This is a genomic window from Paenibacillus nicotianae, assembly GCF_042681745.1.
Taxonomy (GTDB): domain Bacteria; phylum Bacillota; class Bacilli; order Paenibacillales; family Paenibacillaceae; genus Saccharibacillus; species Saccharibacillus nicotianae.
The window spans coordinates 1,989,357-2,003,801 of sequence record NZ_JBHUGF010000010.1; the positions used below are offsets into that span (position 1 = coordinate 1,989,357).

Consider the following 14,445-nt stretch of genomic DNA (forward strand, 5'->3'; position numbering starts at 1 on the left):
GAACAAAGGAGTGATTGATGATATGAGATCTGTTGATGAACACCGCGCAGAAGCACCTAATACTGTACGCTGTATGGTGATTACAGTATCTGATACACGTACGATAGAAACCGATACTGGTGGACAATTATTGCAATCCCTTTTAACTGAAAATGGGTATGAGGTTATAGATTATACGATCGTCAAAGACAGTTATGTAGGTATTCGTGAATTGCTTCATGATGCCGCAGAGCGCGCGGACGTAGAAGCGATTCTTTTAACAGGTGGAACCGGAATAGCTCCGCAAGATGTAACATTTGAAGCGGTACAAAGCCTTTTGACTAAAGAATTACCTGGTTTTGGAGAGATTTTCCGCTTTTTGAGTTTTACTGAAGATATTGGTTCGGCGGCGATTATGAGTCGTGCAATTGCTGGTACGATCGGAGGAACGGCTGTATTCTCTATGCCCGGTTCACGAGGAGCTGTCAAGCTAGCGATGGAACGCATTATTATTCCCGAATTAGGTCATGTGATGCGAGAAATTTATAAAAAATAATCGGAAATTACGAAAAACTGATATTCTGCTACTACATGATGCTGTATATACGGTGTTGATGTTACCTGCTGTAGATATGCTTAATGATCAAAAAAATATACCAAAAAGCACACTGCGACTAATAGCCAGTGTGCTTTTTTTATTTTAGTTAGGAGTTAACTTTTGCTATTTTACCTATGAGTTAATATGACGATACCAGATCCAACTCAAGATATTACTTTGATTAACTGACGGCCTAGTGCTTTCCCTGCCAGAATCGTTTCTAACGCTTGTGGAATCTCTTCTAGAGTATATTCAGTAACTGCTTGATCAATTGCTGTTGTTGGCTTCCAGTCGCTTGCTAGATGCTTCCAGACTCGTTGTCTAATCTCTAACGGACAGAACACTGAATCGATCCCAATCAGATGCGCTCCGCGTAAAATAAACGGAAAGACTGAACTTTCAAAATCATTACCAGCGGTCATTCCAGATACTGCAACTACCCCGCGATACGTTAACGATTTGAGTCGCTCTCCTAATCCTTTACCGCCTGTAGGATCAATAATACCTGCCCATGTAGATTTACCTAATGGGCCTTGTACGGTCTGCTCTGCTTCTTCTCTGGAAATGATGTGGGATGCTCCCAGTTGAGTTAACCATTCCTTCTGATCGGCTTTGCCACTTGCTGCATATACTTCATAGCCCAATCTGCTTAGAATCGATATTGCGATTGTACCTACTCCGCCGGTAGCTCCGGTGACAAGAATAGGCCCATCTTCTGGTTGTACCCCATGCTGAATCAATGCATCAACAGACATGCCAGCGGTAAAACCAGCAGTGCCGATAATCATAGCTTCTTTCGCATTTAATCCTTGAGGTAGCTTAATCAACCATTCTGCTGGCACGCGAGCATATTCACTATACCCTCCGTAATGACTTACACCCAGCTTATAGCCGGTGCATAACACTTGATCGCCTACTTCAAACTGTTTATCACTAGACTCTACTACTTCTCCTGCTAGATCTATACCCGGTACAAATGGATACTGCTTCACGATCTTGCCTTCTGCAATACTTGCCAGTCCATCTTTATAATTTACATCGGAATAAGATACTTTAATCGTTACAGCACCTTCAGGTAATTGATTCAATTCTAATTGTTGAACCCCGCCTGTAACTTCTTGATCTGTCTTTTCTAACACAAAAGCACGAAATGTCTGTTCCATGTGATTCATCCTTTCTGTATTCCCTTGTTAATTATAATGATTAACCTATAACAAAACAGCGATAAATTATACACTCTATCAGCTACACTCTCTTACGTAATATAACCAAAAAACCCACCTTTATAAAAAAGGCAGGTCTGGTATCCGATTACCTATACATTACAATTCTTCTTCTGGTAAATACTGTGCAAGCAATTTCTGCTTCATTTCCCAAGCTTTCACACTTACATTTACACGATAAATCTCAGGATTTAATTTACGCAAATATTCAGGCCAGAACTCATCCAATTGACTTATATGATAAGCACGAATTTCTTCCAAGTTAGGCATGGTATACACTTGCTTGCCTTCGATAAAAATAGGTTGTAACATCGGAACCGCTTTGTAATCTGATACATATTTACGGATATACGGATGTGCCGGATTAAACAATTTAAGACGTTTGCCTTCAAGTGGTTCTTTTTCATCAGGGAAAGAGATATAATCCGCGATAGCTTTACCATTAGTCGGATTGATAATCCGATATACTTCTTTCGTTCCTGGTGTTGATACTTTTTCAGGGTTAGCCGAGATTTTGATCGTTGGTACCATTTCGCCATCGATCTCACATTCTACTAATTTGTATACGCCACCCAAAGAAGGTTGATCGGATGCTGTGATCAATTGTGTGCCTACGCCCCATGTATCAATACGTGCGCCTTGCGATTTCAGATCCAAGATCGTATTTTCATCGAGATCGTTAGAAGCCACGATTTTGACATAAGACAATCCTGCATCATCTAGCATTTTGCGCGCTTGAATCGATAAGTAAGCAAGGTCACCACTATCCAGACGAATCGCGACCATCTTTTTACCACGAGCTTCTAAATCTTTGGCTGTTTTGATCGCATGTGGAACCCCACTACCTAACGTATCAAATGTATCAACCAGCAATGTTACTCCGTCTGGCATCGCATTGGCATAACGATCAAATGCTTCTTGTTCGTTGCCAAAGCTCTGTACCCAAGCATGAGCATGTGTTCCTTTGGTCGGAATCCCGAATCTGGCTCCTGCTAACATATTAGATGTGGCATGAAAGCCTGCGATATAGGCTGCTCTAGCTCCCCAGATCGCTGCATCTGCTTCTTGAGCACGTCTTGTACCAAATTCCAATAGAATATCATTACCGCCCACCTGCTTGATTCGTGAAGCTTTGGTAGCGATTAGCGTCTGATAGTTCATAAAGTTGAGTAAAGCTGTTTCTACCAACTGTGCTTCTATAATCGAACCTTCTACGCGGATCAATGGCTCATCTGCAAAAACAACTGCCCCTTCTTTCATCGAAAACAGATTGCCATGAAAACGGAACTGGCGCAATTCTTCTAAAAACTTCGCGTCATAGTTTTCTTCCTGTTCTGCCAGATAAGCAATATCTTCTTCTCGGAAACTCAAGTTGGTTATATAATTCACAATCCGTTCCAGACCTGCAAAAACAGCATATCCATTACCAAAAGGAAGTTTGCGGAAATAAGCTTCAAATACTGCTTTCTTATGATGCGTACCATTAATCCAATGCGCATACATCATATTGATCTGATACTTATCTGTATGTAAAGCCAGTCCCATTTCATTCATCACCATGTCACCTCTTCATTGTTGATCATGCTAAAGCAATTCTGCTTGCACGTCTTTCTGCTGCACAAGCAGAATTGTGAATCATTGCACATTAATAGCTATCAATAAGCTCTGCACCAATACTTTGTTCAAAATGACTGATTGCCCATAGATGCCCTTCTGGATTAAAACTTGCTATTGCATCGGTATGAATCACGATTTTAAATCCTTTATTATAAGCATCTACTGCTGTATGCAACACACAAATATCTGTACATACTCCAATTAAATGCACTTCTGTAATACCACGCTCACGTAATTTTAATTCAAGATCAGTACCTGCAAACGCACTATATCTAGTCTTGTCCATCCATACGATCTGCTGTTGATGATTCGCATACACTTCGCTCAATCCACCATACAATTCTCGACCTGCTGTACCGCGAATATTATGCGGTGGAAACAGAGCCGTCTCTGGATGGTATATATCATTAGGCTCATGCATATCAACAGCCATCACTACATAATCATCGTTATTGACAAATGTCTCTGTCAGTTCTACCATACGTGGTTCAATATCGATTGCAGGTTGCCCTACAGGTAAAGCACCATCTACAAAGTCACGTGTATAATCAATTACAATCAGAGCTTTCATGATATACGCCTCCAGATATCGAAATAAAAATAACGATTCAGAATGTGTTTACGAATAAATCGAAAGACGTGGTACAAGACCTGTAAAACGATACAATTGTGCAGGACGCTGAGAATATTGATTAGAACTCAACAAGTTCCCTTCTTCATCGTGAACCTCTTCTATAATCCCTTTACGACTACGTGTCGAAGTAATTTTGCGAATAAAGTTCGGTTCTTCAAAGTCAGGAACAACGGCTTTGATCACCTGATACAATTCACTTAGCGTAAATTCCGGCGGTAAAAACTTTTTGGCGATTACTGTACTCAGCATCTGTTCTTGAATCCGCATATAAGCATCACGAATAATATCATGATGGTCAAATCCAAGTTCTAACTTTTCCAAAGCTTCTTCGATCGTAAATAGACCTACTTCTTCAGCATCGTCAGCCGCTTGCCGTTTCTCCAAAACCTGTTCTTCTACCAGAGCAAAAAACGCATGAGAGATAATCCAACCACGAGGATCACGCCCTGGTTCGCTGTAGACACCGAGGTATTCTAGATGGCGACCATCTACTCCTGTTTCCTCTTTGAGTTCACGCTGTGCTGCTTCAAATAACGATTCATCGTCGTGCGAAAATCCACCAGGCAACGCCCATTTCCCGGCAAATGGCCATGAGCGGCGACGAATCAACATTACTTTCAATTCACGCAAAGGTAATGTTTTAGTAAAAGTCTTCCGCTCTTTTTTAGTCAAAGTAAACATGACAATATCGGCTGGTGCGCCATCGGGCGTACGATACTTTTTGACATCGTACGAATGCTGTTTGCTGTTATCCGTCATCGTTATCACCACTGTTCATTTTATCTATTTGATAATATCATTATGAATGATTCTCTCAGATAGGTCAATCTTTATTTGCGAGTTGCTATAAATGTTGCAGTTGAAATCGCTCCTACTGTTCCGTCTGCATTGGATACTTCTGCTTGTAAAGTGACTGTTCTGCCAGACAAATGAAGAACACGAGCAGTCGCAAATAGTTCGCCTTCTTTCATCGACTCTACAAAATGAGTATTCATATTTGTCGTTACACAAGGTTGTCCATCTTGAATCGCCATCGATAACATCCCCATCACTTGATCCATCATCGACATCTGTACTCCACCATGTACAATATGCATATGATTCAGATGTTGAGGTGTTGCTGTAAGTCCTATCGTAATATAATCCTGTTCACTGGCTATAAGCCGGCAACCTAGTAATCCCCAGTATAATTGTTCGCTTTTTTTTAAAATCTCATCCCAATGTGTCAAAAAATGCTCCTCCTATTCAAAACGGCTTGTTACAATAACAATCCCATTTGTATCAAATCGACATAGCGATGTTCTACCACTAATGCGTTTTTTTGAATCCCTTCAATCCGAAAACCTAATGAACGGTATAAATGTAAAGCGCGTTCATTATTACCTTGTACATTCAATTCAAGACGATGCAAATGACGATCTTGTGCCCAGTGAATCATCGTCTGAAATAACCGTCGCCCTATACCACGATTAGCATACTCTTGAAGTACACCTACAACAATATATACACTATGGCGATTACGTGCAACTTTGCCACCAATCGCTTCCAAATATCCAATAATCTGACCTTCATGTTCAGCTAGAAAAATATTCGAATTCGCACTACGTAATGCATAACGAATCATATCGCGTTGTTCTGCTTCGTTAAGATTTCGTTCGCCTGGCTCAAGTAACATAAATGTAGTCTGCTCGTCTAATTTCTGCTTCATCCGAATCAGAGCACCAGAATCGCGAATCTGAGCAATCCGCACAGAAACAACCATCGCTAGATAAGGTTCTTTGCTATAAGGATACTGATAAGACAGAGAGTTAGAATCGCCCCAGCTTTTTTGCAAAATGATCTGATCACGACATATAATGCCATTTTCAATAATAGGTTGTTCATAATGAGTTGTAAAATGATCATGTTCGATTCTTACGATACGAAACCCATGTTTCTGATAAAAAGCAAGTGCTCCCAGACTGGAATTACCTGTAGCTACAGTAACCACTTTAGCTTTGTACTGCTTGAGTTGCTGTAATACTTCGTCCAGTAATTTGCTTCCAATACCTTGACCTTCATAACTATCTTCGACGGCAATATTCATAATTTCCCATTCTTGTGCTGTACGTTGAAGCACTCCACAGACTCCTACTACATGGTTCGTTATCTCTGCTGTCCACCAACGACAATACGTCTTATAACGCTGTATAGCTTCTATATCTGGATCAGCAAGCATTAATAATGCAATAGGTATACATTCGTGATTGGATTGAGCACGGATTAACACAGAATCATAACTATAATTAGACGATTCCATGACCATTCACTTCTTTCTGCATATAGAGTCAAGAATACGAAATCATATGGCATATAGCTATGCGATAGCCAATAAGATACTCCAAAATAGAGTTCTAAAAAAATACACTTCTAAAAATAAAAAAAGACGCGGCTATATGCTCCGCGTCTTTGGATTTGTTCTAGTCATTGCAGGACGATGGAGGTGAATCCTTACCGCTCTCTACATTGATTTTCTCAGAAACGGTATCATGAATAACTGAAATAACCATTTGTAACATATCGTTAATTTCGACCTGACTTTCTTGGTAGTCCGATACTAACGGAATATCATCCAGTTCTTGTTGTAAAGCAGTTAATTCGCCTTCAATTCTAGCAATCATTTTCTCATTCTTCATCGATTCAAACGCAACTACTTCTTTTTGCTTTTTCTTAATCGTACGAATTAATTCTTCTATTCGTGGATGAGATTGAATCATTTTTTCTGCTCTTTTGAAATGATCCACTTCTTCACTTTCTGAGATTAGCGCAGCCAATTGCTTGGTTTTGGCCATAATATCTTCACGAATAAAAAGACCTTGTGTATTTAATTCAAGTGGTGCTCCGCCTGTCGTTGATTCAACATTGCGATCATGATGCTCCATCGACAATCCTCCGTTTACTTTCCCAAATTTAATTAATAGGCTACAGCAGGTTCAGCAACCAGTTCGCCTTTGATATAAAACGTTTTGTAATCAGTAATTTGTACATGTACGAATTGACCGATCAAGTCTGCTGATCCTTCAAAATGCACTAATTTATTAGAACGAGTGCGCCCTGCAAGAACTGTTGCATTGTTTTTACTTTCGCCTTCAACCAATACTTCAACCACTTGACCTAAGAACTTTTCACTACCGATCAAGCTGTAGTCTTTGATCGTTTGGTTCAAGCGTTGTAGTCGTTCTTTTTTCACTTCCATCGGTACATTGTCTTCCATCACAGCCGCTGGTGTACCTTCACGTGGTGAATAGATAAATGTATACGCCGAATCAAAACCAACTTCGCGTACAAGTGATAATGTTTCTTCAAATTGCTCGTCTGTTTCACCAGGGAAACCTACGATAATATCAGTAGTCAGTACAGCATTCGGAATCGATGCTTTGATTCTACCTACCAGATCCAAATATAACTCGCGTGTATATTTGCGACTCATTTTTTTCAAAACAGCACTGCTACCTGATTGTACAGGCAAGTGAATATGTTCTACCAAATTGCCGCCTTTAGCCAGTACTTCGATCAAGCGATCATCGAAATCTCTCGGATGCGATGTGGTAAAACGAACACGCGGAATATCAATTTTGGAGATATCATCCATCAAATCTCCAAATGTATAGTTCATACCTGTCAAGTCTTTGCCATAAGCATTAACATTTTGACCTAGTAGTGTAATTTCTTTAAATCCTTGACGCGCTAATTCGCGCACTTCAGCGATAACATCTTGCGGAAGTCGACTGCGTTCTTTCCCGCGTGTAAAAGGTACAATGCAATACGTACAGAATTTATCGCATCCATACATAATATTTACCCAACCACGCATACCTTGCCGCTTTTTCGGTAAATTTTCGACGATATCTCCTTCTTTGGACCAGACCTCGACGACCATTTCTTTACTGAATAGCGATTCTTGAATCAAATACGGCAGACGGTGAATATTATGTGTACCAAAGATCATATCGACAAAGCCATGCTTTTGCATAATACGGTTAACAACGCCTTCTTCTTGAGACATGCAACCGCATACGCCCAATAATAAGCCGGGCTTTTCAAGTTTCAATGTTTTGAGATGACCCAATTCACCGAATACTCGATCTTCTGCATTTTCGCGAATAGCGCATGTATTTAACAAAATAATATCTGCTTCTTCACGACTTTCTGTGGCTTGGTAGCCCATTTGTTCTAACATACCTTTAATCGTCTCCGAATCATGTTCATTCATCTGACAACCAAATGTATAGACCAGATAATGCTTGCCTATCCCAACGGTACGTAGTTCTTCTGGAATACTTTCTTCATAGACAACTTGTACATCTTGTTTACCACGTTTCTTTTCTTCACGTTGATTCGGTTCAGATATAATATGGATTTCCCGACCTCGGATACGAATTTTTTTGCCATTTTCATCTTCTGAAATAACTTTAGCATCCGAAAAATCAAAATACTTGGAATAATCCTTAATTTCTTTTGACATGCTGCCACTCCCCACTGTAAGCATCATTCTAAAGTTTCTGTATGCCTCTTCCAACATCTTAAAAAAGCATTACTGCTAATTATATCATGCTTACTCTATTATAAAAAGCTGTCAAATCGTACCTGATCCACCAGTACAATGGTTCACGTTCTAAGTTACTTTGTTACAATTTAACGAGCGTTTACTGTACCGATACGAATTTTAGGTGATTTAGCAGGATCAATCGCTTTTAATACTTTGAGCAAATTGGCTTCTGATAATGCAATACAACCATCTGTTGGTTGATTAGAACTTCTCCATTTGTGGACAAAAATTGCACTGCCTTTGCCTTTTACAATCGGATTGATATTGTAGTTAACTACCATGCCATATTTATAAAGAGGATTATTCATTTTCTCATAAGATGCCCAGCGTTGGTTAGGATCTCCTGATTCTGTTACTTTTTGATTATACTCTTTAGCATTAACATCATCGACCCAATAATCTTGAGCGGTATGCTGTTGATAATCCACTTGCAACCCTTCAGGCTTAGGTGCTGTACCAAAAGCGGTTCCTAATGAATACGTGCCTAGTGGTGTTTTGCCATCACCTTCTTTGGTTTTGCCCAGACCACGTTTACCCAAGACAACAGGTATTGCCGATAATTGAGATATCCATTGTCCATTTTGTTTGGTGTAGATCTGAAGCGTCCCTTTAATTGTATTCTTATGTGCGGCAGTGATGAGCACAACCTGTTCAGTATGCAATTGATCAAACGTCTGAAAAAGCTTCTGCTGATAAGCATCTTGTTGGTTCGTTGCAGATGGATTAGATGCGGCGACACTGATAGATGTAGTTGTATTCATAATCGTACTTAATGTGTATATAATGATCGCTAACGATATCCATTTGAATAGGCTTCTATTCGGCATCTTTATTCCTCCATCGTACATTTGATTTTAATAAGGAATGTATCATAAAAAAGAATAACAAAAAAGCCTATTTCATAAAGAACGAAATAGGCTTTCTGTGATCAATCTATAATTAATCGATGATTTCAGCAGTATCGCCAGTTGCTGCACCAGCAGCATTTGCTTCATCTGTATCAATATGCATATCTAATTTGAATGAATCCGATACACGTGCAATGACGTTTTCAAGAATAAGACCACGTTCACCAGACAAGCGAACTTTCAACAAGTCTTGATCTTTGATTCCCCATTTTTCTGCATCAGAAGTATGGAAATGAATATGACGTGCTGCAACAATCACGCCTTCTTCGATTTGTACTTCACCGGCAGGTCCTTTAAGAAGAATACCCGGTGTACCATCAGTTTTACCAGACTCACGAACTGGAGCTTTAACTCCGATTGCAAAAGAATCCGTACGAGAAATTTCCAATTGTGTCGCTGGACGAGCAGGTCCCAAAATGCGAACTTTCTCAAAACTTCCTTTACTTCCTACAACAGCAACTGTTTCATTAGCAGCAAATTGTCCTGGTTGAGACAAAGGTTTAAATTCTGTTAATTGGTAACCTTCACCAAATAATACTTCGATATGTTCTTGGCTTAGATGAATATGACGTGCTGACACGCCTACAGATACGATTTTACTCATGTAATCACTCACTCCTCTAATATTCTCTTTTTCATTTGCACTTTGTAACAAAACGCACATACTCGCACATTTGCAAAATGCATGCTACTTTATTATACATCTTTTGCCCTACAAATGAAAAGCAACTCAGCAAAAAGACCTCCAAGCTTATAAAACAAGCTTACAGGTCCCAAGTATTCAAACAAATGACTACTTTCACCATCATCTCTGTTGCAAGAGGGATACACTACCATCGTTAAAATGATAGTCATCTACTTACGTTCAGGATAGCAGCAGTATTATCTAGGTTCTACAATCAATTTCATGGCCGTTCTGTCTTCTCCATCAATCACAATGTCCGTAAAGGCTGGAATACAAATCAGGTCAACTCCACTTGGTGCTACGAATCCCCGGGCAATAGCTACTGCTTTAATCGCTTGATTAAGGGCACCTGCTCCAATCGCTTGAAGTTCAGCGGCACCTCTTTCACGCAATACACCTGCCAATGCTCCTGCTACAGAATTCGGGTTGGATTTTGCTGAAACTTTTAATACTTCCATGATAAGTACCTCCCCTGGGAATGAATGATGGCTTGATTCCATGATTAGTAGATAATATTCGACAACATCTCTACTGTTCCTTCTGAATTAAATCAAAAATCGATTATTTTCAGAGAAAATTTATAAAGATTTTAAACACCTTGCTCACACTTGAAACTATTCCATATGCCATTCATCTTCATACATGCGAATCTTTTCGATCTTTTTCGCTCTACCTGTCTGATCGTCTATATCCACATACACAGCATGAAAATGCCATTTGCCTTCACAAACTTGAAAACGTGCTGGCAACTGTGTTTGAAATTTATATAATACCGCATCACGCTGCATACCGAGTACGCCTTCATATGATCCTACCATCCCTGTATCGGTCAAATAAGCAGTTCCGCCAGGTAGCAAGGTATCGTCATTACTTTGTACATGAGTGTGTGTACCAACGACCATAGAAGCTCTACCATCCAAATGCCATCCCATAGCAATCTTCTCTGAAGTGGCTTCTGCATGGAAATCAACTAATACGCAATTCACTTTCCCTTTTAGCTCATCCATAATCTCATCGACTTTGCGAAAAGGACAATCGATCGCTGGTAAAAAGGTACGACCCTGTAGATTAACAATACCTAGCTGCTTACCGCCAGCTTTGATAATTGTATATCCACGTCCAGGCGTATCTGGAGGAAAGTTAGCGGGACGAATCATACGAGGTTCATCATCTATAAATTCAAAAATCTCTTTGTTGTCCCATGTATGGTTACCCATTGTTATACCATGTACACCCATTTCAAAAAGTTGACGAGCAATCCCTCTTGTGATTCCTCGACCTGAAGCAGAATTTTCGGCATTGGCTATGATGATGTCCGGGGTATACTTTGATTTTAACCGAGGTAGCGTCTCTTTAATCGCTTTACGACCTGTACTTCCTACAATATCTCCAATAAAAATAACTTTAATGATAATTCCTCCGTCCACGAAGAGAAAAAGTGACCTGATTGACAGGTCACTTTTTCTCTTCGTTCTTTATTTTGCGTAATCGACTGCTCTCGTTTCACGAATAACAGTGACTTTGATATGTCCTGGGTAATCCAGTTCATTTTCGATCATTTTGGTAATATCGCGTGCCAAACGGAAACTATCTGCATCATCTACTTTATCCGGTTGAACCATTACACGAATTTCGCGTCCGGCTTGAATAGCGTAAGATTTCTCTACGCCTTCAAAGGATTCAGAGATTTCTTCTAGTTTCTCCAGACGACGGATATACGTTTCTAATGTTTCACGACGTGCGCCTGGTCTTGCGGCAGACAATGCATCTGCTGCACCAACAAGCATCGCTATGATAGAAGTTGCTTCCGTATCGCCGTGGTGAGACGCAATACTGTTAATCACGACTGGATGTTCTTTGTATTTTTTAGCTAACTCTACGCCAATCTCTACATGAGAACCTTCTACTTCGTGATCTAATGCTTTACCGATATCATGCAATAAACCTGCACGTTTCGCTAATGTGATATCTTGACCCAATTCGGAAGCCATCAGACCTGTAAGGTAAGCCACTTCCATAGAGTGCTTGAGTACGTTTTGACCGTAACTGGTACGGAATTTGAGACGACCCAAAATTTTGATCAGATCTGGATGAAGTCCATGCACACCAACTTCAAATGTAGATTGCTCTCCGTATTCACGAATACGCTCATCCACTTCGCGGCGCGCTTTATCCACCATTTCTTCAATTCTTGCAGGATGTATACGTCCATCTGCTACCAGTTTTTCAAGAGCTGTACGGGCAATTTCACGACGGATCGGATCAAATCCAGAAAGGATAACTGCTTCAGGAGTATCATCGATAATTAAATCGATACCTGTAAGTGTCTCCAATGCACGAATATTACGACCTTCACGTCCGATAATTCTGCCCTTCATTTCTTCATTAGGCAAGGTGACAACAGAGACGGTAGTCTCGGCTACATGATCAGCAGCACAACGTTGAATAGCAAGAGTAATAATCTCACGAGAACGTTTGTCTGCTTCATTTTTCGCCTGTTGTTCAATATCCTTGATCATTTGTGATGTTTCGTGGCGAACTTCCTGTTCCACGTTGCTCAAAATGATACCACGAGCATCTTCCATCGACAGATTAGAAATTCGTTCGAGTTCTGCAACCTGACTGGTGTGAAGTTGTTCGATTTGTTGCTGAGTCTCTTCAATACGTTTCTCTTTGTTAGCCACTTGTTCTTCTTTGCGTTCTAATGATTCAATTTTTTTATCCAGCGACTCTTCCTTCTGCAACAATCGTCTTTCCAGGCGTTGATTTTCATTACGACGCTCACGAATGTCTTTTTCAGCTTCAGTTCTGAGTTTGTGCACTTCGTCTTTTGCTTCCAGAACTGTTTCTTTCTTTTGTGCTTCTGCTTCTTTCTTCGCACTTTCTACGATTTGGATAGCAGCTTGTTCAGCACTAGAAATTTTAGCTTCTGCAAGAGACTTGCGAATAAAATATCCGACCAAGAACCCAAAGAATAATGCGGCAACAACGAGAATTGTGGTCCAGAGAACTTCCATTCTGTTCACCTCCTCGCTGATTCCTCCAAGGTATTCCCTGGGAATTACATGTTCATTGGTTAATCGATGATTCGTCCCTTATGCATTCGTTCCATTGCTCATGCGGGTACATGTGCTAATTCCCTGTTCATAGGGAGATCAAACATTCTAAAATTCTTCAGAAATGCCTTGCTACAGAATCCATGATCACATTCATCTTATCACCTGCCGGGAAAAGATGACGTAAAAATGACAATCTGCACAAGTACATTTTATTATTTGCCAAAAGACATTGTCAAGCAATTGCCTTAACCGTATTTATTGATGTCAAGTTTGTTACTATAAAATAACCTGTTATTCTGTTTTATTATATTTGGATTTTGGTCGTTATTCCCAATCATCTTCTGGTTTTTGTTGAACAGCGTCCAAAGCTTTCCTTACAATATCCGAAGAATATCCTCTTCTCATTAAAAAAGCCATCGTTTTTCTTTTTTTATCAAAAACTTCTCCCGAAGTCGATTTCCATTTTTTTTCTGCCAAAATAGTAGCACTTGCTATTTCATCATCAGGATCGATATCTTCCAAAGCTTGCTCAATATTTTCTTTATCTACACCTTTTTGGCGTAATTCTTGTCTAATCCATACTTTACCTTTTTTCTGACTTTTTACTCTTTGTTTCGCCCATTGTTGTGCATAGAGTTCATCATCGATCAATTTTTCTTGTTGTAATCGCACCAGCGTAGTTTCTATAATTTCAGGATGAATTTCTTTTTCTTTGAGCTTACGTGCAATTTCAGTACGAGTTCGTGCTTTACGACTTAAATAATTTAAAGATTCGGCATACGCTGTCTGGCGTTCATTCGCAATAACAATATCCTCTAGTTCTTGTTTAGAAAAAGACATGCCTTTTAACAGCCTATATTTGATCATGACATCTTCATGCACCATAAGAGCCAATTCCCCAAAAGATAACTTATAATGATGCCTAGGCTTACGCAGAGGGGTTACAGCGGTAATCTCTACTTCACCTTCTTCTGGAAACCCATCTAAGCGTTCTCCTTCATCTGCGTAGATATCCCAATCTTCATCACCTTCTGGTTCAGATGTAGTATTGGATGGTTTTTTAGAATAACGACGATAATCAGCCATAATTGTTTCCTTTCGTCTATCTATATTTTAAAGTAGCTATGATTTTCAGATATCATCCAAATGTAATC

Annotated in this window: 15 protein-coding genes; 1 reads left to right on the forward strand and 14 read right to left on the reverse strand. The window is 39.8% G+C overall.

The genetic code is table 11. The annotated features are described in order from the left end of the window. Positions 1-22 precede the first annotated feature (22 nt). On the forward strand, positions 23-535 hold the full coding sequence (locus ACFSGI_RS12765; RefSeq protein WP_204824505.1) for a MogA/MoaB family molybdenum cofactor biosynthesis protein: 513 nt from the start codon (positions 23-25) through the stop codon (positions 533-535). A gap of 206 nt (positions 536-741) precedes the next feature. Here the strand turns inward: ACFSGI_RS12765 and ACFSGI_RS12770 are convergent, their stop codons facing one another. The 14 genes from ACFSGI_RS12770 to ACFSGI_RS12835 all read right to left on the reverse strand — a co-directional run bounded on the left by ACFSGI_RS12770 (position 742) and on the right by ACFSGI_RS12835 (position 14,377). Beyond that, positions 742-1,740 (reverse strand): acrylyl-CoA reductase family protein, encoded by a 999-nt coding sequence (locus ACFSGI_RS12770; protein WP_204824506.1) that lies wholly within the window; start codon positions 1,738-1,740, stop codon positions 742-744. Positions 1,741-1,899: 159 nt separating this feature from the next. Beyond that, the gene (locus tag ACFSGI_RS12775) at positions 1,900-3,354 is read right to left on the reverse strand and encodes a nicotinate phosphoribosyltransferase (RefSeq protein ID WP_204824507.1); all 1,455 of its coding nucleotides are present in this window, start codon (positions 3,352-3,354) and stop codon (positions 1,900-1,902) included. A gap of 91 nt (positions 3,355-3,445) precedes the next feature. After that, positions 3,446-3,988, reverse strand: a complete 543-nt coding sequence (locus ACFSGI_RS12780) for a cysteine hydrolase family protein (protein WP_204824508.1) — start codon at positions 3,986-3,988, stop codon at positions 3,446-3,448. A gap of 48 nt (positions 3,989-4,036) precedes the next feature. After that, complete coding sequence (locus ACFSGI_RS12785) at positions 4,037-4,810, reverse strand: NUDIX domain-containing protein (protein ID WP_204824509.1); 774 nt, start codon at positions 4,808-4,810, stop codon at positions 4,037-4,039. Between the two features lie 71 nt (positions 4,811-4,881). Beyond that, entirely contained in the window at positions 4,882-5,280 is a 399-nt protein-coding gene (locus ACFSGI_RS12790) for a PaaI family thioesterase (RefSeq protein ID WP_204824510.1), read from the reverse strand. Positions 5,281-5,309: 29 nt separating this feature from the next. Next, positions 5,310-6,350 carry a GNAT family N-acetyltransferase gene (locus ACFSGI_RS12795; RefSeq protein WP_204824511.1) on the reverse strand — a complete coding sequence of 347 codons (1,041 nt, stop codon included), beginning with the start codon at positions 6,348-6,350 and terminating at the stop codon, positions 5,310-5,312. Positions 6,351-6,510: 160 nt separating this feature from the next. Further along, positions 6,511-6,972, reverse strand: coding sequence for a YlbF/YmcA family competence regulator (locus tag ACFSGI_RS12800; protein WP_204824512.1), 462 nt, complete (start codon positions 6,970-6,972; stop codon positions 6,511-6,513). Between the two features lie 32 nt (positions 6,973-7,004). Then, entirely contained in the window at positions 7,005-8,555 is a 1,551-nt protein-coding gene (gene miaB / locus ACFSGI_RS12805; protein WP_204824513.1) for a tRNA (N6-isopentenyl adenosine(37)-C2)-methylthiotransferase MiaB, read from the reverse strand. A 170-nt stretch (positions 8,556-8,725) separates the two neighbouring features. After that, positions 8,726-9,466, reverse strand: coding sequence for a L,D-transpeptidase family protein (locus tag ACFSGI_RS12810; RefSeq protein WP_379283372.1), 741 nt, complete (start codon positions 9,464-9,466; stop codon positions 8,726-8,728). A gap of 112 nt (positions 9,467-9,578) precedes the next feature. Beyond that, positions 9,579-10,151, reverse strand: a complete 573-nt coding sequence (pduL, locus tag ACFSGI_RS12815) for a phosphate propanoyltransferase (protein WP_204824514.1) — start codon at positions 10,149-10,151, stop codon at positions 9,579-9,581. Between the two features lie 278 nt (positions 10,152-10,429). Next, complete coding sequence (locus tag ACFSGI_RS12820; RefSeq protein WP_017813748.1) at positions 10,430-10,690, reverse strand: stage V sporulation protein S; 261 nt, start codon at positions 10,688-10,690, stop codon at positions 10,430-10,432. Positions 10,691-10,846: 156 nt separating this feature from the next. Further along, positions 10,847-11,641: a TIGR00282 family metallophosphoesterase gene (locus ACFSGI_RS12825; protein WP_153226900.1), complete on the reverse strand. Its 795-nt coding sequence runs from the start codon at positions 11,639-11,641 to the stop codon at positions 10,847-10,849. A gap of 66 nt (positions 11,642-11,707) precedes the next feature. Next, entirely contained in the window at positions 11,708-13,249 is a 1,542-nt protein-coding gene (gene rny / locus ACFSGI_RS12830) for a ribonuclease Y (RefSeq protein WP_069327318.1), read from the reverse strand. 366 nt (positions 13,250-13,615) lie between these two features. Further along, positions 13,616-14,377 (reverse strand): regulatory protein RecX, encoded by a 762-nt coding sequence (locus tag ACFSGI_RS12835; protein ID WP_204824515.1) that lies wholly within the window; start codon positions 14,375-14,377, stop codon positions 13,616-13,618. Positions 14,378-14,445 lie beyond the last annotated feature (68 nt).

What these genes read in the sequence shown, in the direction of transcription:
- ACFSGI_RS12765 (WP_204824505.1), top strand. Translation starts at nt 23, where the DNA reads ATGAGATCTGTTGATGAACACCGCGCAGAAGCACCTAATACTGTACGC.
- ACFSGI_RS12770 (WP_204824506.1), bottom strand. Translation starts at nt 1,740, where the DNA reads ATGGAACAGACATTTCGTGCTTTTGTGTTAGAAAAGACAGATCAAGAA.
- ACFSGI_RS12775 (WP_204824507.1), bottom strand. Translation starts at nt 3,354, where the DNA reads ATGAATGAAATGGGACTGGCTTTACATACAGATAAGTATCAGATCAAT.
- ACFSGI_RS12780 (WP_204824508.1), bottom strand. Translation starts at nt 3,988, where the DNA reads ATGAAAGCTCTGATTGTAATTGATTATACACGTGACTTTGTAGATGGT.
- ACFSGI_RS12785 (WP_204824509.1), bottom strand. Translation starts at nt 4,810, where the DNA reads ATGACGGATAACAGCAAACAGCATTCGTACGATGTCAAAAAGTATCGT.
- ACFSGI_RS12795 (WP_204824511.1), bottom strand. Translation starts at nt 6,350, where the DNA reads ATGGAATCGTCTAATTATAGTTATGATTCTGTGTTAATCCGTGCTCAA.
- ACFSGI_RS12800 (WP_204824512.1), bottom strand. Translation starts at nt 6,972, where the DNA reads ATGGAGCATCATGATCGCAATGTTGAATCAACGACAGGCGGAGCACCA.
- miaB (WP_204824513.1), bottom strand. Translation starts at nt 8,555, where the DNA reads ATGTCAAAAGAAATTAAGGATTATTCCAAGTATTTTGATTTTTCGGAT.
- ACFSGI_RS12810 (WP_379283372.1), bottom strand. Translation starts at nt 9,466, where the DNA reads ATGCCGAATAGAAGCCTATTCAAATGGATATCGTTAGCGATCATTATA.
- pduL (WP_204824514.1), bottom strand. Translation starts at nt 10,151, where the DNA reads ATGAGTAAAATCGTATCTGTAGGCGTGTCAGCACGTCATATTCATCTA.
- ACFSGI_RS12820 (WP_017813748.1), bottom strand. Translation starts at nt 10,690, where the DNA reads ATGGAAGTATTAAAAGTTTCAGCAAAATCCAACCCGAATTCTGTAGCA.
- rny (WP_069327318.1), bottom strand. Translation starts at nt 13,249, where the DNA reads ATGGAAGTTCTCTGGACCACAATTCTCGTTGTTGCCGCATTATTCTTT.
- ACFSGI_RS12835 (WP_204824515.1), bottom strand. Translation starts at nt 14,377, where the DNA reads ATGGCTGATTATCGTCGTTATTCTAAAAAACCATCCAATACTACATCT.